The organism is Lonsdalea quercina subsp. quercina, from assembly GCF_000688655.1.
Classification (GTDB): Bacteria; Pseudomonadota; Gammaproteobacteria; order Enterobacterales; family Enterobacteriaceae; genus Lonsdalea; species Lonsdalea quercina.
Genome location: NZ_JIBO01000010.1, coordinates 17,487 through 38,501 on the forward strand (window position 1 = coordinate 17,487; position 21,015 = coordinate 38,501).

General features: G+C 58.9%; 19 protein-coding genes. 11 read left to right on the forward strand and 8 right to left on the reverse strand.

The features are described 5' to 3' along the window. From RZ35_RS10745 to RZ35_RS10790, 8 genes are all read left to right on the forward strand, one after another. Positions 1-882, forward strand: a complete 882-nt coding sequence (locus tag RZ35_RS10745) for a 5-oxoprolinase subunit B family protein (RefSeq protein ID WP_026743302.1) — start codon at positions 1-3, stop codon at positions 880-882. After that, complete coding sequence (locus tag RZ35_RS10750; RefSeq protein ID WP_026743303.1) at positions 872-1,858, forward strand: 5-oxoprolinase subunit C family protein; 987 nt, start codon at positions 872-874, stop codon at positions 1,856-1,858. The genes RZ35_RS10745 and RZ35_RS10750 overlap by 11 nt, the downstream gene beginning before the upstream one ends. A gap of 1,937 nt (positions 1,859-3,795) precedes the next feature. Continuing rightward, positions 3,796-4,536, forward strand: a complete 741-nt coding sequence (locus RZ35_RS10765) for a FadR/GntR family transcriptional regulator (protein ID WP_081825720.1) — start codon at positions 3,796-3,798, stop codon at positions 4,534-4,536. Between the two features lie 337 nt (positions 4,537-4,873). Then, positions 4,874-6,130 (forward strand): ABC transporter substrate-binding protein, encoded by a 1,257-nt coding sequence (locus RZ35_RS10770; protein ID WP_455709707.1) that lies wholly within the window; start codon positions 4,874-4,876, stop codon positions 6,128-6,130. Between the two features lie 81 nt (positions 6,131-6,211). Then, positions 6,212-7,159 (forward strand): ABC transporter permease, encoded by a 948-nt coding sequence (locus RZ35_RS10775; RefSeq protein WP_026743308.1) that lies wholly within the window; start codon positions 6,212-6,214, stop codon positions 7,157-7,159. Next, positions 7,156-8,031 carry an ABC transporter permease gene (locus tag RZ35_RS10780; RefSeq protein WP_026743309.1) on the forward strand — a complete coding sequence of 292 codons (876 nt, stop codon included), beginning with the start codon at positions 7,156-7,158 and terminating at the stop codon, positions 8,029-8,031. Before RZ35_RS10775 ends, RZ35_RS10780 begins: the two co-directional genes overlap by 4 nt. A gap of 99 nt (positions 8,032-8,130) precedes the next feature. After that, on the forward strand, positions 8,131-9,831 hold the full coding sequence (locus RZ35_RS10785; protein ID WP_455709708.1) for a gamma-glutamyltransferase family protein: 1,701 nt from the start codon (positions 8,131-8,133) through the stop codon (positions 9,829-9,831). Positions 9,832-9,920: 89 nt separating this feature from the next. Beyond that, positions 9,921-11,753, forward strand: coding sequence for an ABC transporter ATP-binding protein (locus tag RZ35_RS10790; RefSeq protein WP_026743311.1), 1,833 nt, complete (start codon positions 9,921-9,923; stop codon positions 11,751-11,753). Positions 11,754-12,017: 264 nt separating this feature from the next. On the opposite strand, the gene RZ35_RS10795 is transcribed toward RZ35_RS10790, so the two are convergent. From RZ35_RS10795 to RZ35_RS10805, 3 genes are all read right to left on the reverse strand, one after another. Further along, positions 12,018-12,266, reverse strand: coding sequence for a DUF883 family protein (locus RZ35_RS10795; RefSeq protein WP_026740600.1), 249 nt, complete (start codon positions 12,264-12,266; stop codon positions 12,018-12,020). Between the two features lie 208 nt (positions 12,267-12,474). After that, positions 12,475-13,176, reverse strand: coding sequence for an isopentenyl transferase family protein (locus RZ35_RS10800; protein ID WP_026743312.1), 702 nt, complete (start codon positions 13,174-13,176; stop codon positions 12,475-12,477). A 10-nt stretch (positions 13,177-13,186) separates the two neighbouring features. Further along, positions 13,187-13,729: a hypothetical protein gene (locus RZ35_RS10805; protein ID WP_026743313.1), complete on the reverse strand. Its 543-nt coding sequence runs from the start codon at positions 13,727-13,729 to the stop codon at positions 13,187-13,189. Positions 13,730-14,130: 401 nt separating this feature from the next. Here RZ35_RS10805 and RZ35_RS10810 point away from each other — a divergent pair, with 401 nt between their 5' ends. Then, on the forward strand, positions 14,131-15,165 hold the full coding sequence (locus RZ35_RS10810) for a hypothetical protein (protein ID WP_026743314.1): 1,035 nt from the start codon (positions 14,131-14,133) through the stop codon (positions 15,163-15,165). A 166-nt stretch (positions 15,166-15,331) separates the two neighbouring features. Here RZ35_RS10810 and RZ35_RS10815 read toward each other — a convergent pair whose 3' ends face one another. Beyond that, entirely contained in the window at positions 15,332-15,523 is a 192-nt protein-coding gene (locus RZ35_RS10815; protein WP_026743315.1) for a YegP family protein, read from the reverse strand. A 406-nt stretch (positions 15,524-15,929) separates the two neighbouring features. Here RZ35_RS10815 and RZ35_RS17375 point away from each other — a divergent pair, with 406 nt between their 5' ends. Together RZ35_RS17375 and RZ35_RS10825 are read left to right on the forward strand one after the other, a co-directional pair. Then, positions 15,930-16,094, forward strand: coding sequence for a YqaE/Pmp3 family membrane protein (locus RZ35_RS17375; protein ID WP_036153227.1), 165 nt, complete (start codon positions 15,930-15,932; stop codon positions 16,092-16,094). A 294-nt stretch (positions 16,095-16,388) separates the two neighbouring features. After that, positions 16,389-17,324 carry a lipid kinase gene (locus RZ35_RS10825; protein WP_235195108.1) on the forward strand — a complete coding sequence of 312 codons (936 nt, stop codon included), beginning with the start codon at positions 16,389-16,391 and terminating at the stop codon, positions 17,322-17,324. Between the two features lie 69 nt (positions 17,325-17,393). On the opposite strand, the gene RZ35_RS10830 is transcribed toward RZ35_RS10825, so the two are convergent. The 4 genes from RZ35_RS10830 to moeA all read right to left on the reverse strand — a co-directional run bounded on the left by RZ35_RS10830 (position 17,394) and on the right by moeA (position 20,929). Next, positions 17,394-17,948: a flavodoxin family protein gene (locus RZ35_RS10830; RefSeq protein ID WP_026743316.1), complete on the reverse strand. Its 555-nt coding sequence runs from the start codon at positions 17,946-17,948 to the stop codon at positions 17,394-17,396. A 227-nt stretch (positions 17,949-18,175) separates the two neighbouring features. Next, positions 18,176-18,775: a nitroreductase family protein gene (locus RZ35_RS10835; RefSeq protein WP_026743317.1), complete on the reverse strand. Its 600-nt coding sequence runs from the start codon at positions 18,773-18,775 to the stop codon at positions 18,176-18,178. Between the two features lie 154 nt (positions 18,776-18,929). After that, positions 18,930-19,700 carry a molybdopterin-synthase adenylyltransferase MoeB gene (gene moeB / locus RZ35_RS10840; RefSeq protein ID WP_026743318.1) on the reverse strand — a complete coding sequence of 257 codons (771 nt, stop codon included), beginning with the start codon at positions 19,698-19,700 and terminating at the stop codon, positions 18,930-18,932. Then, a complete protein-coding gene (gene moeA / locus RZ35_RS10845) occupies positions 19,700-20,929 on the reverse strand; it encodes a molybdopterin molybdotransferase MoeA (RefSeq protein WP_026743319.1) in 1,230 nt (409 codons plus the stop codon). Before moeA ends, moeB begins: the two co-directional genes overlap by 1 nt. Positions 20,930-21,015: the final 86 nt, after the last annotated feature.

Genomic DNA, 21,015 nt, shown 5'->3' on the forward strand with positions numbered 1-21,015 from the left:
ATGACGACAAAAGCCATTCGTTACAGCTTTGGTGGCGACGAACATTTATTTGCGGAAATCGACGAAGCCATGTCGCTCGACGCGTTCTTTCGCGGCTTGGCGATCACGCACGCGCTGGCGTCGCAGGCGCTGCCCGGCGTGCTGGATATCTGTCTGGCGAACGCGTCGTTTCAGGTGNGCTTCAATCCCGACATCATCGCGCCGGAGACCGTGCTGGAGCAGGTAAAAAACGCCGAGGCGCAGGCCACCACCGGCACCTCGCTGTCGACGCGCATCATCGAAATCCCGGTGCTTTACAATGACCCGTGGACGCACGAAACCCTGATGCGGTTTCGCGACCGTCACCAGGATCCGCAGGCGACCGATCTGGAGTATGCCGCCGCGATTAACGGCTATGCCGAGGTGGCGGATTTTATCGCCGCGCACAGCGGCACGCCGTGGTTTGTCTCGATGGTGGGGTTTGTGGCGGGGCTGCCCTTCATGTTTCAGATGGTGGAAGAAGCCAAACAGCTGGAAGTGCCTAAATATCTGCGGCCGCGCACCGACACGCCGCGCCAGTCACTCGGCCACGGCGGCTGCTTCGGCTGCATCTATTCGGTACGCGGCGCGGGCGGCTATCAGCTGTTCGGCGTTACGCCCGCGCCGATCTACGACCCGAGCCAGCGTCTCGACTATCTGCAAGCGTCGATGGTGTTTTTCCGCGCGGGCGATATCGTCCAGTTCCGGGCGATGGATCGCGCTGAATACGACCGCGCCGTAGCGGAGGTCGAGGCGGGGACGTTCAGCCTGCGCATCCGGCCGGTGACGTTCGAACTGGAAAAATTCAGCGCGGATGCCGCGCATTACACCCACTATCTGCGGGAGGTGCTGTATGCCGATTAAGGTTATCAAGCCCGGACTGGCGACCTCGGTACAGGATACCGGCCGCGAGGGGTACTACCACCTCGGCATACCGCCTTCGGGTGGGATGGACAACTATGCCTTGCGCATGGCCANCCTGCTGGTGGGCAACAATGAGTCTGCCGCCGTGCTGGAAATCACGTTGATCGGCCCGGAGCTGGCGTTTGGTAAAGCGGTTTTGGTGGCGGTCACGGGCGCGCGGATGACGCCTAGGTTGGACGGCGCGGAAATGCCGCTGGACACGGCTTTTCGAGTCAGTCCCGGTCAGGTGTTGACGTTTGATTTCGCCAAGGCGGGCTGCCGCAGCTACCTCGCCGTGGCGGGCGGCATCGACGTTCCGCTGGCGCTGGGTAGCCGCTCCACTTACACGCTGGGCGCGCTCGGTGGATGGGAAGGGCGACGGTTGCAGGAGGGCGACCGGTTGCCGATCGGCGCACCGACCGGCGTGGGAGCCGAAGGCGCGCAGGCGCCCGAAGCGTTGTGTCCGCGCTTCGAGAAGGCGGTCACGCTGCGGCTGGTTCGCGGCCTCTACATTCACCGCCTGACTGATGAAGCGGCGGCACAGTTTTTCGCCGATACCTGGCGGGTCGGCACGGAGGCGGACCGTATTGGCTATCGCCTGAAAGGCGGTAAACCGCTGGAGTACCTGCCGCGTACGCCGCCGTTCGGCGCAGGTTCCGACCCGTCCAATATCGTTGACGCCTGCTACCCCATCGGCTCGGTCCAGGTGCCGGGCGGGCTGGAGCCGATAATTTTGCTGCGCGACGCGGTTTCCGGCGGCGGTTATATGACGCTGGGAACGGTCATCAGCGCCGATCTGGATCGGGTGGCGCAGCTCCAGCCCCATCATCAGGTGCGATTCGTGCCGGTGTCGTTGGAAGAGGCGCTCTCCGCCCGGCGGCAGTATCAGCAGCGGCTGGCGCAGTTAAGAGACTGGATTGGCCTTCAGACGGTCTGATCCCGCCCGGCGGCCTTCGCCGGTGACGGTAGCGTAGTCGTCCTCATCGTCCTGTCACGGGCCACGCGGTATCGACGGTCCGCAGGGCGATGGGGGGCTGCCTGCGACTCGCGGTTCATCGCGATAACGTGGCCTTTTCCGATGTTCGTCGGTCAGGTGTGTTTTTCCCTCTTTTGCACTCAGGAGTTACCCCTATGGCAGATCTTTCTGATGTGAAGCTGACCGCCCCGGAGACCGAGTTCGGCACGGTCACCGCCAACGAGCGCATGGGCAAACTCTCGCTCACCATGGCGTGGTGGGCGGTATGCAGCGCGCTATTTTACATCGTGGTCGGCGCGTCGCTCGCGCAGAGCTGGGGCGCGAAAAACGCCATTATCGGCATGGTGTTGTCGGTCGTTTGTTACGGCGTGGTGAATGGGTTCATCAGCCGATTCGCGATAAAAACCGGGCTGTCTGTCTCCTTGTTTTCGCAGGCGCTGTTTGGTCGGCTCGGTTCATCGCTCGCCACGTTAATCTTCTTCTCTACGGCCATCTATTACGCCGTGTTCGAAGGATCGGTCATCGCCTTCGCGCTGAATCACCTCTTCCCGGCGTTGCCTTATGCCGTCGCTGCGCTGGTGGTGGTGTTGTACAGCGTGCCGCTGATCTTCGGCAGCGTGCAGCACTGGCTGGACAAATTTAACGGTGTACTGCTGCCGTTTTACCTGTTTGGGCTGCTGCTGACCGTGGCGGTGTCTATTCAGCAAAACGGCTATAACCCGCAGTGGCTGGCGTTCGGTCCCGCCGATCCGCCGGCCTATGGCTGGTGGCACTGCTTCACCTATTACATGGGCGTGTGGATCCTGATGATGTATACCTTCGACTACGCTCGCTACGGCAAGGCGAAGGATGCGGATTACCACGCGGGCATTAACTTCGGCATGCCGTTTTATCTCATCACCTTTCTGCTCAACGGCGTGGCGGGCATCTATCTGGTCAGCGGGTTTTCGGAAAGCGACGGACTCAGCGAAACCGGCGTGGTGGTGGCGATCCTCAACCTGCTGGGGCTGTGGGGACTGTTCTTCGTCTGGGTGACGCAAACCCGCATCAACACCGCCAACTATTTTCTGGCGACGGTCAATATGCAGCACTTTTTCCGGCTGTTGTTCCGGCTGCGCTTCCGGCGAATTATCTGGGCCTGTCTGGTCGGGGTGGTGGTCTATGTGCTGATGCTGGCGGATGTGTTTAGCTACATCTTGCAGGCGTTAGCCTGGCAGGGGATCTTCGTGGTGGCCTGGGTGGGCGTGGCGCTGAGCTACATCCTGATGTCCTCGCGTCAGGCGCCGGGCATCAACGAGGAGCGCAACATGAACCTCTCAGGGTTGACCGCCTGGGGCGNGAGCGTCGCCGTCGGCATCCTGTTGATGTATGCGGACGCGGCATGGCAGTCCTGGTCTGCGCCCGCCACGTTCATTACCGCTTTCGTCTTGTACCGCCTTCTGCCTGCCGCGACGCCGCGCGCGGCCGCATGACCGGTCTGAGCCGTCGTCGACAGACGGCGGCGTTTTCCGCCCGTCCGCTTAAAGACTCGCATCCGCAAAACTCTAAGAGTTCAGAGACGCTGACTGAGGTCCCGGCCGCGTCTATCCATCATCATTTCTTATTGCTAATCATCCGCTTGGCAGCGCTGTGGTATCAACGCGTCGCGCTGCAGGCCGGTTTTTTTCATGTATTAACGAAAAAAAGGCGTGAAATGTCTCGATATAAAACGCTTAAAAAATACACGCTCGCCACGTATTCAACCGGTCGCCCGGTTCAGTGCCGCATCATCTGTACCTAATCCACCTCAATTGCAGTGATTTCGCGGCTATTTGCCGCACGTTTGGCGCCTTTTTCCTGTGTTGACTTGACCCGGCCATCGTGCTTTTTTTGAACCAATTACCAATTGGAGTGAACCAATGAGCGACATGGCCCGCGTCAGGAAAACGGAAAATTCGCATTATGCGCTCGAGAAACTGCGTGAACTTCTGCGCGAGAGCGCGTTGGAGCCTGATGGAAAACTGCCGACGGAACGGGCGCTCTCCGAGCTGTGGGGGGTGGGACGACGCGAGGTGCGGCGCGCGCTGGAGGTAGTGGAAGCGGAAGGGCTGATCTGGCGCAAGCAGGGTTCCGGCACGTTTCTCGGGCAAAAGCCAGACCAGTGGGGAACCCACGCGGCCAACCTGATCAAAGGAACCAATTTCATGGAAATCATGGAGGTGCGGTTGCGCATCGAACCACAGCTGGCGCAGTTAGCCGCGCTGCGCGCCAAGCCGTCGGACATCGAAAGGATGCGGGCGCTGCGCGACAAAATCTATGAGCGCACCGACGCCGACTGGCGCGAACTGTGGGACGGCTCTTTGCATCGATTGATTGCGCAGAGTGCGGGCAATCAGCTGTTCCTGTCGCTGTTCGACGTGGTAAACCGCGTGCGGCAGTACCCGGCCTGGCAGGCGCTACGCGCATTGGCCCGCAGTCACAACGCGTCGCCCACCGACTCGCACAGCGATCATACGGAAATCATCGAGGCGATTGCCGCCCACGACCCGGTGAGGGCGGGCGAAGCGATGCGCCAGCATCTGCTGACGCTGGAGGATAGGCTCATTCGCCATACCTCGTTGGGCCATGACCCGGCCGACGCGGAAGCGCTCCGCCGCTAAGTTTTTCCGCGGGCCAGCGCCGTCTGACCTGCATTCATTGCGCCGACTCTCGGCTTTTGCTATCGACCAGAGGAAACATGACATGAACCGACTTATCAAACAGNCCGGGCTCTTGCTGGCCGGTGCAGTGATGGCGACGACGGCGCAGGCGGCAGAATTACGCATCGGCCTGCAAGACGACCCTGACGTACTGGACCCGGCCCAGTCACGCACCTTTGTCGGGCGCATTATCTACACCAGCCTGTGCGACCGGCTGGTGGACGTCGACAACTCGCTGTCGATCACTCCTCAGCTGGCGACGCAGTGGTTGTGGGGCGACGGCGGCAAAACGCTGACGATGGATCTGCGTAAGGGCGTGGTGTTCCACGATGACACACCGTTTAACGCGGAAGCGGTGGTGTACAACATCCAACGCTATATGACGATGCCGGAGTCCCGCCGCAAAAGCGAGCTGGCCTCCGTCGCCCGCGTGGAGGCGATCGGCGAATATCAGGTGAAATTCACGCTGAAAAGCCCCGACGCCAGCCTGCTGGCTCAGCTGTCCGACCGCGCGGGCACGATGATCTCCCCGACGGCGGGCAAACGGCTCGGGGCCAATTTTGGTTCGGAACCCATCTGCTCCGGCGCGTTTAAATTCGTGCAGCGCGTCCAGCAGGACCGCATCGTGCTCGAAAAATTTCCCCGCTACTGGAATGCCGGCAACATCTTTCTCGATAAGGTCACCTTCCTCCCCATCCCGGACACGACCGTACGGTTAGCCAACTTGCAGTCCGGCGAGCTGGATCTGGCCGAGCGCATCTCGGCGTCGGATGTCGCTGCCGTGCAGCAGAACCCGAACCTGAACGACGGCAAGGTGATCGGACCGGGCTATATGGCGCTGTACGTCAATATTGGCAACGGCCCGCAGGCCAACAACCCCTTCGGCAAGGACAAACGGCTGCGTCAGGCCTTCTCGCTCTCTATCGACCGTGAAGCCATCAATCAGGTGGTCTTCGAGGGCACGGCGCTCGCCGGCAATCAGCCGTGGCCGTCCACCAGCCCTTGGTATAACTCGCATCTGCCGGTTCCGGCGCGGGACGTGGCGAAGGCCAAGGCGCTGATGAAGGCGGCGGGCTATGAGACATACGATATCGAACTCCAACACGCGAACAACACCACGCAGACCCAGATGATGCAGGTGATCCAGTCCATGGCGGCCGAAGCCGGTTTCAACGTCAAACTGAAAGCGACCGAGTTCGCCACCCTGCTGTCCGAACAGACGGCGGGGAACTACGTGCTGTCGCGCTCCGACTGGTCCGGCCGTTCGGATCCGGACGGCAATATTCACCCGTTTGTGACCTGCGACGGCGGCATCAACGACACCAAATATTGCAATCCTGAGGTCGACAAGCTGCTGAATGAGGCGCGCGAATCCACGGATAATGCGGTGCGCAAAGCCCGGTACGACGCCGCAACCAAGATTCTGGACGACGATCTGCCGCTGATCTATCTCGGTCATCAGGCCTACCTCTATGCCTACTCCAAAAAGATCGCCGGATTTACGCCGTCCGCCGACGGCATGATCCGCCTGACGGGCGTCAAAAAAGGCGACTAATCCGACGTGCGTCGCCGGGGGAGGCACGTTCTCCCCTCGGCGGACCCGGTTGAGGCACTCTTTGAATAAGGAAACGCGCGAATGCACATCTATATCGGCAAACGCCTGTTGGTGGCGATACCGACGCTCCTGATTATCTCCATTTTCGTTTTTTCGCTGCAAAAGCTGCTGCCGGGGGATCCGATCCTGGCGATGGCGGGTGAAGAGCGCGATCCGGCGGTGTTGGAGCTGCTGCGTGAAAAATATCGCATGAACGACCCGGTGGTGTATCAGTACTTCTACTGGCTCGGGGCGGTGGCGCAGGGCGACTTCGGGGTGTCGCTGCGCACCAATCAGCCGGTGCTGGATCTGATCGGCGAAAAACTGCCGGTTACGCTCCAACTGGCGGTTATGGCGATGTTTTTCGCACTGATCATCGGTGTGCCGGTCGGTATTCTGGCGGCGGTGAAGCAGAACACGACGCTGGATTATCTGGCTAACGTGGTGGCGTTGTCGGGGCTGTCGATCCCCAATTTCTGGCTCGGCATCATGCTGATTTTGCTGGTGTCCGTACAGTTAGGCTGGCTGCCTGCGTCGGGCTACGAATCGTTGTTCACCGACCCGTTGCGTTCCCTGCAAACCACGCTCATGCCGGCCTTCGTGCTCGGCACCGCGCTGGCGGCCACGTTGATGCGGCATACGCGCTCGGCGATGCTGTCGGTCATGAAAGCGGACTACATTCGCACGGCGCGCGCCAAAGGGCTATCCAACCGAGAGGTGGTGCTGAGCCATGCTTTCCGCAACGCGCTGTCGCCTATCATCACGCTCACGGCGCTGCTGTTCGGCGAACTGCTGGCGGGCGCGGTGCTGACCGAACAGATTTTCACCATTCCCGGTTTCGGTAAGCTGATCGTCGATGCGGTCTTCAACCGCGACTACGCGGTGGTGCAGGGCGTGGTGATGTGTACAGCGGTGGGCTTTATCGTCATGAATCTGCTGGCGGACGTCGCCGCCATGCTGCTGAATCCGCGAATGAGGAGCGCGCTATGAGCCTGACTGAACCCGTCATCGTTGCGCCGCAGGCCGCAGTCGGCAACCGCGCCTGGAAGAAGATGAAGCGCAACCGCAGTTCGATCGCCGGTCTCATCATCATCGTCTTTTTCGCCCTGTTGGCGCTGCTGGCGCCGCTGCTGCCACTGGCCGATCCGCTGGCGACCAGCTGGAGCGCCATCCGCAAAGCGCCGTCGGCCGCGCACTGGCTGGGGACGGACGACATCGGCCGCGACGTGCTGTCGCGTATGGTGTGGGGCGCGCAGGCCTCGCTGATGGCGGGGGTGATCTCCGTCGCCATCGCCGTGCTGACCGGCGNCCCTTTCGGTCTGATCGCCGGCTACTTCGGCGGCTGGGTCGATCAGGTGATTTCCCGCGTGACCGAGGCGTTTCTGGCGATGCCTTTCCTGATTATGGCGATTGCGCTGGCAGCCTTTCTCGGTCCGAGCCTGACTAATGCGATGATCGCCATCGGCCTGTCCGCGATGCCGATTTTTATCCGGCTGACGCGCTCGCAGGTGCTGGCGGTCAAAACCGAGGACTACATCGAAGGCGCGCGCTCCATCGGACTGGGCCACGGCGATATTCTGCTGCGCTACATCCTGCCGAATATTCTGCCGCCGATTATCGTTCAGGCGACGCTGACGGTGGCGACGGCGATTATCGCGGAGGCCAGCCTGTCCTTCCTCGGCCTCGGTCAGCAGGCGCCTGCCCCCAGCTGGGGATCGATGCTGAACGTCGCCAAAAACTTCCTGACGCAGGCGCCCTGGATGGCGTTGTGGCCGGGGGCCGCCATCTTCCTGGTGGTGATTGGCTTTAACCTGCTGGGCGATGGCTTGCGAGATGCGCTCGACCCGCGTGAAAACTCATAACAGAAGGAGAGCGTCATGAACGCATTTACCACGCGTCCGGAGATTTTAGGCACTTTCGGGGTGGTCACGTCCACCCACTGGATCGCCTCGGCGGTTGGCATGAGCATTCTGGAAAAAGGCGGCAACGCGTTTGACGCGGCCGTCGCCACCGGCTTTGTGTTGCAGGTGGTCGAACCGCATCTGAATGGACCCGGCGGCGATATGCCCGCCGTCATCTATTCGCGGAAAAAGGACAAGGTCGAGGTGATCTGCGCGCAGGGTACCGCCCCGGCGGCGGCGACGTTTGAACACTACACCGCCGAGGGGCTGGAACTGATCCCCGGCGACGGCCTGCTGGCGACGGTGATCCCCGGCGCATTCGACGGCTGGATGCTGATGTTGCGCGACTACGGTACGCTGACCGTGCGTGAGGTGCTGGAACCGGCGATTAGCTATCTGGAGCATGGACATCCGCTGTTGCCGCGGGTGGCGGCGACCATCACCGATCTGGCTGAATTCTTCCGTACAGAGTGGCCGACGTCGTATGACACATGGCTGCCCGGCGGTACGGCGCCCGCCGCGCTGTCGAACTTTACCAATCCGGTGCTGGCCGAAACCTGGAAGCGCATTATTCGGGAGTCTGAAGCCCGGCCGGGACGCGAGGCGGGTATCGACGCGGCGCGAGATGCTTTTTATCGTGGCTTTGTCGCCGAGGCTATCGCGGACTATCTGCACACGGCGGAGGTGATGGACGCCAGCGGCCATCGGCACAAAGGCGTATTGACCGCCGACGATATGGCGAACTGGCAGGNGACGGTCGAAGCGCCCGCCACGTATGACTACCACGGCTGGACCGTCGCCAAAACCGGTCCGTGGGGACAGGGGCCGGTGTTGTTGCAGTCGCTGGCGCTGCTGAAGGGCATCGACATTGCCGCGATGGACCCGGCGGGACCGGACTTTGTGCATACGGTGGTGGAAGTCATGAAGCTGGCCTATGCGGACCGCGAAGTCTATTACGGCGACCCGAACTTTGCCGCGGTACCGATGCAGACCTTGTTGTCCGACGGTTATAACGCCGAGCGCCGCAAACTGATCGCCGCCGAGGCATCGCTGGCGCTGCGGCCGGGACGTCTGCCGGGGTTCGCCGATCAACACGATCTGACGCTGCGCATGCTCGCCGCGCAGCGCGGCAGCGGCGCCGTGTATGAACCGACCATGTCGCATCTGACCGAAAAACGAGGAGACACGGTGCATATCGACGTCATCGATCGCGAGGGCAATATGGTGTCAGTCACGCCGTCCGGCGGCTGGTTGCAGTCGTCGCCGGTGATCCCAGGACTGGGCTTCTGCCTGAACTCCCGCGCTCAAATGTTTTGGCTAAAACCGGGCCTGCCGACATCGCTGGCGCCCGGCAAGCGACCGCGCACCACGCTTACGCCGTCGATCGCCCTCTATGAAGGTCGGCCGACGCTGTCGTTCGGTACGCCGGGCGGCGACCAGCAGGATCAGTGGCAATTGGCGTTCTTCCTGCGCTACGCCCATTACGGATTGANCTTGCAGCAGGCCATCGACCTGCCGCTATTCCACACCGCGCATTTCCCCGGCTCGTTCTACCCGCGCACGCGTCAGCCGGGCCATGTGATGATTGAAAGCAGTATCGGCGACGCCGCGCTCTCGGCCCTCAAAGCGCGCGGTCATGACATTGTGGCGTCCGATCCCTGGACGATCGGTCGTTTAACGGCCGCGCGCCGGGACGAAGACGGGCTGCTGCGCGCCGCCGCCACGCCGCGTTTGATGCAAGCGTATGCGATAGGGCGATGACGTGCGACGCCCGGCGGCGTGAAAGGCAGCGAGACAATCGGGTCAATACGGTGTGCGGAGACGGCCGCCACTCACGGGGAGACAGAGCCATGAATGAGCAAAAACCGCTGCGGGAATGCGTACTTTCCGTACAGAATCTCACCACCTCTTTTCGGGTGGACGGCGTGTGGAAAACCGTCGTGCGTGGGATCTCCTTCGAGGTCAGCGCCGGTGAAACGGTCGCCGTCGTCGGCGAGAGCGGCTCCGGCAAAAGCGTCACTTCGCTGTCGGTGATGCGTCTGCTCGATCCGCGTTCGAGCCGTATCGAAGGCCGCATTTTATTAAACGGAAAAGAGATTTTGTCGCTCCCGGAGAAGGCGATGCGCGCGGTGCGCGGCAACGACGCCGCGATGATCTTCCAGGAACCGATGACGTCGCTCAACCCGGTGTTCACCATCGGGCGGCAGATTTCGGAAGTGTTACGGCAGCACAAAGGTATGAGCAAAGTCGCCGCGCGGGCCGAAACGCTCCGGCTGCTGGACAAGGTGCGCATCCCCAATCCCGCCGCCCGCTTTGACGACTACCCGCACCAGTTCTCGGGCGGTATGCGCCAGCGCGTCATGATTGCGATGGCGCTGGCCTCGAAGCCCAAACTGCTGATTGCCGACGAGCCGACGACCGCGCTCGACGTCACCATTCAGGGCCAGATTCTGGATCTGATTAAAACCCTGCAGGAAGAGGAGGGGATGGCGGTGCTGTTTATCACGCACGACATGGGCGTGGTCGCCGAGATTGCCGATCGGACGCTGGTGATGTTTCGGGGTGAACAGGTGGAAACGGGCGAGACGGCGGAGGTGTTCCGGCACGGCAAACATCCCTACACGCGAGCGCTGCTCGCCGCGGTGCCGACGCTGGGGTCGATGGTGGGGCAACCCTGGCCGCTGCGCTTCCCTCGCATCGACATGCAGAGTGGCGCAGTCATTCCTGCGGGTAACGTGCCCAATACGGTGGAAAGCGGCAAGACGCCGGTGCTGTCCGTAAAAAATTTGGTGACGCGGTTCGCTCTGCGTTCGGGGCTGCTCGGGCGGTCGAGCGGCGCGGTACATGCGGTCGAGAATGTGTCGTTCGATTTGTTTCAGGGCGAGACGCTGGCGCTGGTGGGCGAGTCCGGCTGCGGCAAATCGACCACCGGTCGCTCCATCATTCGCCTGATCGAACCACAAAGCGGCGACATTCAGCTGGACGGTTACGATGTGCTCAACCTTGACGTCGTCGGCCTGCGCACGATGCGCCGCAGCGCGCAGATGATTTTCCAGGATCCGTTCTCCAGCCTTAACCCGCGTATGACGGTGGGGGCGGCCGTCGCCGAGCCGATGATTAAACATCGGCTGGCCACGCCGTCGGAGGCGCGGCAGAAGGTCGCCGAACTGCTGGAGCAAGTGGGGCTGTCGGCATCCATGATGGATCGCTTCCCGCATGAGTTTTCCGGCGGGCAGCGTCAGCGAGTGGCGATTGCCCGGGCGCTGGCGTTGAACCCCAAGGTCATCATCGCGGATGAAAGCGTCTCGGCGCTGGATGTATCGATAAAAGCGCAGGTGTGCAATCTACTGCTCGATTTGCAGGAGCAGTTCAACATCGCGTTCTTGTTTATCTCTCACGATATGGCGGTGGTGGAGCGCGTTAGCCACCGAGTGGCGGTGATGCGGCTGGGCGAAATCGTCGAGATCGGGCCGCGCGAGGCGATCTTTGCCAACCCGCAGCATCCGTACACGCAGAAGTTGATTGCGGCAGTGCCGGTGCCGGATCCGGTACGGCGCGGCATGCGGCGCAATGCGGCGATCGAGGAGTTGAAAAGCCCGGTGCGACCTGTGGGCTATGTGCCGCCGCCCCGCGTGTATCTCGAGGTCGGCCCCGGACATCGGGTGATGGCGTCTGACGCCTAGTGGTGTCGGCGTCCTCATCCCAGGGATTGGATTTGCGATGCGCAGACGATCTGTTCCGCGATCTATAGGGAGCGCGCAACGGAAGGCTGGCGGTGTCCACGTCGGGGCGGGTGGTCTGAAATACGTCATTTAAAACTGAGCAAAATGTCGCTTTTGGGGGAGTGAGCGAGATAACGCGGCAGACTGATCTTGCCCACTAAAAAAGGCTCTGTTAAGAGCCTTTGAGCGGGCCGCGCGCGCGGCTAAGACGAGGAACGCGACGCGTTACTTACGGCCGAGTAAAAATCCCAGCACAATCCCGGTCGCGGCGGCAATCGCGACGCCTGCCATCGGGTTGGATTTAACCTGGCTTTTGACAACATCAGCTGCATCGCGTGCAGCATAGCTGGCCTGGGAAGCGTACTTTTTTGCCGCCCCTTTGAACTGATGCTCGTGTGAGTCAGTGGCCTCGCCGAAAGTTTCCTGAGCAGCGCCAGCCGCTTCGTTTACTTTATCTTCTGCTTTTCCGAACATACCAGCTCCTTAACTTGTGGCTAAATGTCACATTAAGCGTAGCAAAGGCTGGCAGGAATGCTGGAGGAAACATCTTAATTATCCTTTATCGCGTTTTTGACGCGGTTCAGGCAGATAAATGCAGAGCAGAGTATGGGTGAAGCACACAATCACCGGGCACGGCATGCGCAGTGCTCGGTGACCTCAAATGAATGACGGNGGCGACGGCCTAGCGCCAGCAGGGGGGGATCTCAGGGAAGTTGTCCGTCTGCCAGACGGCATGTTGCCAATACTCCTGGGCGATGTCTTCCGCCATCTGTTTATGCTCATGAAGTGACATGCGGGGGATTTCATCCACGCGGCGTCCTCGTTGCCGCAAATAGCTGATAATGCATCGATAGCCATCAATATCCGCCAATGTGTCACGGTACTCGGGGTGTGCCCAGATCTGTACCATCTCATCTAGCAACGATTTCAGTCCGCCACCGGGGTAAAACATCTCCCATATGCGTTTTCTGGCGCGATTCAGGAAATGCTCGGCGGAAGGCATGGGAATCGGCTCGAAAGTCCAGGCGTATTGCTGACCCCAGGTTTGGTGTTTGACCATTTCTTGCAATATGGAAACGGAGCCTCCTTCAAGGATGATCAGCGGATGTATCTTGGCGAAGTGATCCACCAGTTGATGCAGCCGCTCGACGGCCTGTGGTGCGGAGATGATGCTTTGTTCAATGGGGCGAGAGCTTAAGTAAACGCGCTCGGTGCCACGCAGCTCTTGTTCGGTCGGACGTCCGCTGCCCATCGTCACTTCAGGGCAGCATTGAATACGGTCAAGAACCAAGACCGGCGCGCCGGTCTTTTCCGCGATCGCAACCGATCTCGCGGTTTTCCCTGTACTTGTTGGTCCCCAGATGAGGTGTAATGTCGTGTCCATGGCGTGATCCTCACTCATATTCAGAATAGCAGGTGTACATATAACGATTGATGACTTCTTTAACGTGGTTAAGCGCCCCTGCTTTCCAGTTATTTGAAATAGAGAGGCGACTCTTGTAACCGATTTTTCTGGAGGGAATACGCCATTCAATTTTTCCCTCAATGACGTTTATAGGGGAGGTCGTTTGGGGTGAAATAATACGCTCGATAATAAACACAGGAATATTTCTGCGCATGAATGCTTTCATTCGTTGAATTCTGTCGCTGGCGCTGATGGCGACGGAGTGGATTTGATGAGCAAATTTGAAAACGACATCATGAGGTTCAAGATTATCCACAGGTCCCTGATAATTGATAAAGAGACGGCGGTTACCGGTCGAGGAAATTAATAATGGTGGCGGCGGCTCTTCTGAGTGACACATAGTGGATAGATAATAATTCATTGATGAGAATGCAATATCTTCGAAACTCAACAACTCCATAAGCGCGATTAGCTCAAAATCATCCGGACTGTTGATTGCGATCGAATCGACCGCTGGAATGAACGTTTCCATGTTGATGCAATCCTTGTATAGCAATAATGACTCGCTTTATTAATCGATACCTGACAAATATCGAGAGTAACTTAGCCATTAAGGAAGAGAATAGAACACCGATATTTCACCTATCGACAAGCGTGTAACGGCGTATGAAATGAAAATAAATAACCTGTCGTAAATGTGTCGCTATCGACTTATTGAGCAGCTGAAGCCCGATGTGTCTGTATTGCGCCGTGATTACTCCAGCCGGTCCCTCGTGCTTCTGCGCCCCGTGGTTCAAACTCACGCCTCCTTATCTGTATTGCCTCATGCATGAGGGTTTAATTTTGTTAAACATATCAAGACTCACTGAGCGATTCTATGTCTATACTCATTAGCAATTGTAATCTTACGTATCTTCAATCTAAGGAGTCATGATGGACGTTACCAATGAAATCAGACCGTATAAAACAATATCGTGGGGCAGTATTATCGGTGGCGTGGTCACGGTACTCGCCGTGTCTATGCTGTTATCGACGTTAGGCACCAGCATGGGGTTTGCAATAGTCGATCCCAACGCTGAAAATCCAACTAACGGCGCGGGTATGGCCTTTGGTTTGTGGACCGCGGTTTCGATCGTCATCAGCCTGCTGGTCGGTGCCTTTGTCGCGGGGCGCCTGGCGGGTAACGACGGTATGATCCATGGTTTTCTGGTTTGGGCCACGTCGCTAATCGTCGCGGCGATCCTGGGCGCGATGCTGGTCGGCTCCGCTGTCCGTACTGCTGGAAACGTGCTGGGTTCTATCGCTTCTGCCTCCGGTTCGGTTATCTCCGGTGCTGGAAATATGCTGGGCCATGGTGCCGCAGGTCTGGGCGAAATGGGCAAATCCGCGTTCAATCAGTTCACCCTGAATACAGATGTCCAGTCCGATAAGGTACAGGACAACGTTGCCGCCGCGCTGAAAAAATCCAATATCCCGACGTTGCAGCCGGACTATCTGAAACAGCAAATGATGGAAGCGAAAGACGAAATCACTCAGGCGGTGAAACAGTTAGCTTCCGCGCCAAGTAACAGCGATGCCGTGATTCAGGAGCTGACGGATAAATTGAAAGCGCGTGCGGACACCATTTCCAAGGGGATCAACCGCGACGACCTGAAGAAAGCGTTGACTGAAAATACCTCAATGACGCCGCAAGAAGTGGATAAAACCGTCGACAATATGATTCAGGCCCGTGAAAAAGCGGCTCAGGAAGTGGACAAACGTCTGAGCCAGGCTCAGGAGCAGATCAATCAGGCTAAACAGCATTACGCTGAATTCAAACAGCAAGCCGCTGACAAGGCCGCAGAGGCAGCCAGCATGATGGCTAAAGCCGCATTGTGGTCCTTCTTCGCACTGCTGGTCGGCGCGGTGGTTAGCGTTCTTGGCGGCCTGTGGGGCGTGAAAACGAATCTCAAACACACCGCTGTTTAATGGGGTAATTATCAGAATATAGCCATGCGCATTCTGACGCTGTCCGCACGATCTTTCGCAGATCGTGCGGACATTTTTTTGGCTATGCCAATGGATGATGAAGAGGGGGCGTGTCGGGAAAGTACGGAGAGTGATCAAGGCCCCGAGAGGCCTTTAAGTATGGTACTCAGGCGCTCGTTTCGTCGCGAATGTCGGACGTCGGCGCGTTTTTCTGTACCGATTCAATCCCTTTTTTTGCGCTCTGCTTCGAGGCATACATCTCGCTGGTGGCGATAGGTTCGCCATTAGAGGCAACTAACGTGAAGTAGTAAGGTTGGTCGGTTTGCTTCGCGCTTTTCTTGATAACGTAATGACCCATTGATCCTCCTAAAATGTTCAGTTATAGAGTCCACTATTAACTATTGTTTGATTAGTGGGNTTTATCAATATTAATAGTCAATGTTTAAAGAAATTGATTGTTTTCGGGTGGGGCTTATCGACGGGATGGGTTTTTCGACTTTCATCTCCCAATCTGTTTGGGCGCCTGGCCCCGACAAAATGGTGGGCAACGCCAATTTGGCCACGGGCAGGGCACAATGAGCGGGGTACAGGATATGACCGTAAGGATTTCGACCTTTGCCCACGTTTACCGTGGTCCGTTAACTATTCCGGAAGGNCTGGGTGAGAAGACGGTACGAATAACCCTGCCTTCGATATACTCATATTTGGCATATTAACGTCGTGCGACTATGGTTACCTTGACTATCCTCGAATGGAGAAAGCGAATGGGATTTTGGAGAATTGTTTTCACGATTATTTTACCCCCGCTGGGCGTGCTATTAGGCAAAGGGCTAGGCGGGGCCTTCATCATTAATATTATCCTGACGCTGCTGGGGTATATACCGGGCCTGATTCACGCATTCTGGGTGCAGACTAAATCGGATGCCTGAATATCGAGGCCGTTAATCGAACCTTGATTTACCCAACGTGGCGTCAGTGGCGCCACGTTTTTTTTGCCACAGGCTCACGCCTGATATTCCCCTGATGTGATAAGGATGCCTTCCTCTCCACCATTATTCCCCGATTCCTTAGACGTCTTTTTTCATTGGCCTCGTCATCGTCCTATCCGCTAATGTAATGTTTTGTCTAATATCACTTTCACGACAGGCTAAAGCCTGTACCGGCGATTTTTACTGTGGTTAACTCTGCGAGTTTTCCCCCCTGTGGCGGGTCAGAGAGGCTTTATGACGAATACCCAAGAGATGTCGGACACCTATCGCTGCCGTGCGTTGTTATTAATCAATCGAAAAGCCCGTAACGGTGATACGTCAATTGAAGACATTGCTCAATGGCTGCGCGATAAGCACATTGATCCCGTTATCCCGAAAATGGACAAGCACAGCCGTTACTGGGATGTCATTCGCACGCATGCCGGTCATGTGGATATGGTCATTGTCGGCGGCGGCGACGGAACCCTGAACTCCGCGTCTAATGCACTGATGGAAACCGGTCTGCCGCTGGGAATTCTGCCGCTGGGAACGGCGAACGATCTGGCGAGGACGTTAGGGATCCCCCGCGATATTAAGCAGGCCGTAGAGGTCATCGCCCGTGGCGCGGTGCGCGCCATCGATCTGGGCGAGGTGAACGGTCATCCTTTCTTCAACGTCTCCAGCATTGGCTTTTCCGCCGCAATGGCGCGCGGACTGTCGGCCAAATCGAAAAAACGCTGGGGAACGATGGGCTATGCGCTGGCGGCCATTCGACTCTTGAAACAGAGCCGGCCGTTTACCGTGGAGATCGACCACGACGGTCAGCGCGAACGGGTCAAAACCGTGCAAGTGTCCGTTGGCAACGGGCGTTTTTACGGCGGGGGGATGACGGTGGAGCAAAGCGCCAGACCGGATGATGGGCTGTTCGATGTCTACAGTCTCGAAATCGACCACTGGTGGGAGATGATTGCGTTGATCCCATTTCTCCGCCGCGGCACCCACGGCCGCTGGCGTAAGGTTCGCGCTTTTTCGACCACCGCGCTGACGTTGCAGACGTCGCGGCCACACGATATCAATGCCGACGGAGAGATTGTCGGCACCACGCCCGCGAGATTCCGTATTCGCCGAAGCGCGGTGCGGGTATTTGCCCCGACGTCCGACGCGGGGCCGACGCCATCGTCACCGAAGTGACGTGCGCCGCCNAAAAAAACAGGGACTGCCGTCGAGCGGGAGTCCCTGTTTTAACTGTTGAGGGTGTGACTAGCCGTGGAGGCGGCGGGTGATGTCCGCGACTCGAGCGCCATACAGTTTGGCGGTTTCCAAATCGCCCGTCGGGATGGCGTCCGCACCCGCGTCCGCAGGAGACTGCACCAGCACGCCGACTGAGCCGCCGAGATGATTGACGTCGCTGCGAGTCGATGCTTGCGTATTAGCGGGCAGTAGTCCCAGACTGACCCAAATGCCGCCGTGCTGCGCGGCCAGCGTTTGCAGATAAATCAGGGTGACTTCCTTGTCGCCGTTCAGGCTGGCGCTATTGGTAATGCCGCCAAACACTTTATCCTGCCAGCCGCGTTCGGCCCACACTTTGGATGACGCATCCGCAAATTTCTTAAACTGCCAGGCGACCGACCCCATATAGGTGGGGGTGCCGAAAATGATGCCGTCGGCATTCGCCAGCGTCTGCCAGTCCGCCTCTTCGATTTCCCCGTTGTTGTCGATCGGAATCAACGTCGCTCCGGCGCTTTCCGCCACCACTTCAGCAACAAGCTTGGTGTGACCGTAGCCGGAAAAATAAACTACAGCGATCTTACTCATGTGTCTGCCTCTCTGTTTCAGTCAATGAAAACCAGAACGCGCACAGGCTTTGTATACGCAGGATGTTCAGAAACGAACGCATTGATACTAGTCCTCACGAATAGACAACACAATCGGTGGTTTTTTGTTCACGGCGTGTCGGCGGTAAGACGGAGGACGGAGCAAAATGACGAAAGTGGACGTGAAAAAAANGTCGCGGGCCTGATCGCCTGCGACGCGCCGATCCGTTATTTGAAGATACGGAAACGTTGGTCATCCGGGATAAACGTTTTGTCGCCCGCGGGCTGTTCTATCGCGCCAAACGGCATCTGGGCGCGCAGGTGCCAGCTCTCCGGTAGGGACCAGGCGGCTTTGATATCGTCGTCGATCAACGGGTTGTAGTGTTGCAGCGATGCGCCGATGTGTTCCTGCGCCAGCGCCGACCACACGGCAAATTGCGCAATGCCGGTCGAGTGTTCCGACCAGACCGGGAAGTTGTCCGCATAGGTGGCGAACTTCTTCTGCAACGCTTTCACCACCTCGGTGTCTTCGAAAAACAGAACCGTTCCGGCGCCTGCGGCGAACGAGGCCAACTTTTTTTCGGTTGGCTCAAAAGACTCGGCGGGCACGATCTTTTGCAACTGTCGTCGGGTGATGTCCCAGACCTTGCGATGCGGCTCGCCAAACAGAATCACGACCCGCGAGGTCTGCGAGTTAAAGGCGGATGGGCTGAGTTTGACGGCGTCCATGATGGTGTGCGTGACCTGATCTTCCGACAAGGGCAGCGTAGGGCCGAGCGCGTAAATGGAGCGACGGGCCTTGATGGCCTCAAGAAATGCATTACTCATAGGTCATTCCTCTCTGCAAGGGACGAGTTCCCTTGATCTCTCTGGCGCCGCTGAATAGGGGGTGCGATGCGGGTCAGCGGCCGTGGGATAGATACCTGACTAATGATAGAAGATGTACGCAGCCTGTGAGGACGCCACGGCGAAATTTTGTGGATCAACGGGGAGAGCAGGAAGACGGGCTGCCACACACCTCGCAGGATGGATCTTTGGGTAGGGCCAGTTCGCGAAACTGTAGCGTCATGGCATCTACCATGATCAACTTCCCCGGGTTGAGGGTGCCGAAGTGGGTCAGCAATTTCAGGGTCTCCATTGCCTGAAGAGAGCCGACAATACCGACCAGCGGGGCCATGACGCCGCTTTCCACGCAGGTGGGCGCGTTGTCGCCGAATAACCGACTGAGGCATTGATAGCAGGGGGCTTCCGGCTGGTAGGTGAAGACGGCGAGCTGTCCTTCCATACGAATGGCCGCGCCGGAGACGAGCGGCTTTTTCAGCCCGAAACAGAGTCTGTTGAGCTGGTTGCGGGTGGTCAGGTTATCGGTGCAGTCGACGACGACGTCGTGCGTGGCGATGCGCTCCTGTAGCTCGGGGTCGTCCAGGCGGGCATCCACCGGCTCCACCGCGATGTGTGGATTGATGTCGTGTAGTTCGACGGCGGCAGAGGCGACTTTCGCCATACCAATGCGGTCGTCGCGATGCAGAATCTGCCGTTGCAGGTTCGACAGCGAGACGGCATCGAAGTCGAGCAACGTCAGGTGCCCCACGCCCGCGGCGGCCAAATATTGCGCCGCCGCACAGCCCAGCCCCCCGAGACCAACGACGAGCACGCGGGCGTCTTTCAGCGCCTCCTGGCCGTCGAAGTCAAAGCCGCGCAAGACAATCTGCCGGTTATAGCGCAGCGCTTCGCCATCCGTCAGCGTCGCCATTACACGTCTCCCAACAGGCGGCTGAACGGCTCGATCTCCNCCCACTCGCCGGCGGCGACAGGGCCGCGCTCGGCGTCGAGCACGATAAAGCAGTTGCCCTGACTAAACGAGCTGAACACATGCGATCCCTGATGACCGGTGCTGCGCACCTCAATATCGCCGTCCGCGTTACGCGAGAAGATGCCGCGCTGGAAATCGAGGCGTCCCGGCGTTTTTTTCAGCGGAGTCGCGGTTTTGACCCGCATACGGGCCGGCAATCGCCACTGCGAATAGCCGGACAGCTTCGCCAGTAGCGGTTGCACCAGTTGATAAAACGTCACGGCGGCGGAAACGGGATTCCCCGGCAGACCGCAAAACCAGGCGTGGGGGAGCTTGCCGAAGGCAAAGGGTTTACCCGGCTTGATCGCCAGCTTCCAGAAATGGATGTCGCCCAGCTCATCGAGCATCGACTTGGTGTAGTCAGCCTCCCCGACGGAGACGCCGCCGCTGCTGACGACGACGTCCGCGCAGGCATCGGCGTCGGTAAAAGCCTGACGCAGCGCCGCCGGATCGTCCGGGATAATGCCGAGGTCGACCACGTCATAACCCAACTGTTCCAGCATCAATCGCACCGCGAAGCGGTTGGTATCGTAAATCTGCCCCGGCTGCAACGGCTGCCCCACGGGCTGTAGCTCGTCGCCGGTCGAAAACNCGGCGACGCGCAGTCGGCGATAGGCGTTCACTTCCGCGATGCCGAGGGAAGCCAGCAGCGGCAGTTCGGCCGTGCCGAGCCGCGTACCTGCGCTCAGAACCGGCTCATTTTCACGAATGTCTTCCCCAGCGCGGCGAATATTTTGCCCCGGCGCTATCGGATGCATAAATCGTACGCCAGTGTCGGACACCTCCGTGTGTTCCTGCATCACGACGGCGGTGGCGCCCGAGGGAAGGGGGGCGCCGGTCATAATCCGAATACAGCTGCCTGCGGGCCAGTCGCCCTCAAACGGCGCGCCCGCGAAGGCTTTTCCCGCCAATGGCAGCGGGTAGCGGAAGTCTTCATCGCCGCGCACGGCGTAGCCGTCCATGGCTGAGTTGTCGAAATGGGGCACGTTGATCGGGGAGGTCAGCGGCGTTGCCGCGATGCGACCGTCGGCCTGATAAATCGATACCGTCTCGGTATCCGCGATCGGCGTCATGTGCGCCAGCATGCGCTGTAGCGCCTGGTCGAGGGAAATAAGGCCGGATGTGTTCATGAATACTCCACAAAGGGTTGCGCCGCAGGCTGGAGCGCAGGCGAAAACAGGGTTCCTATGCCATCATTATGTCAGAGAACGCCTGA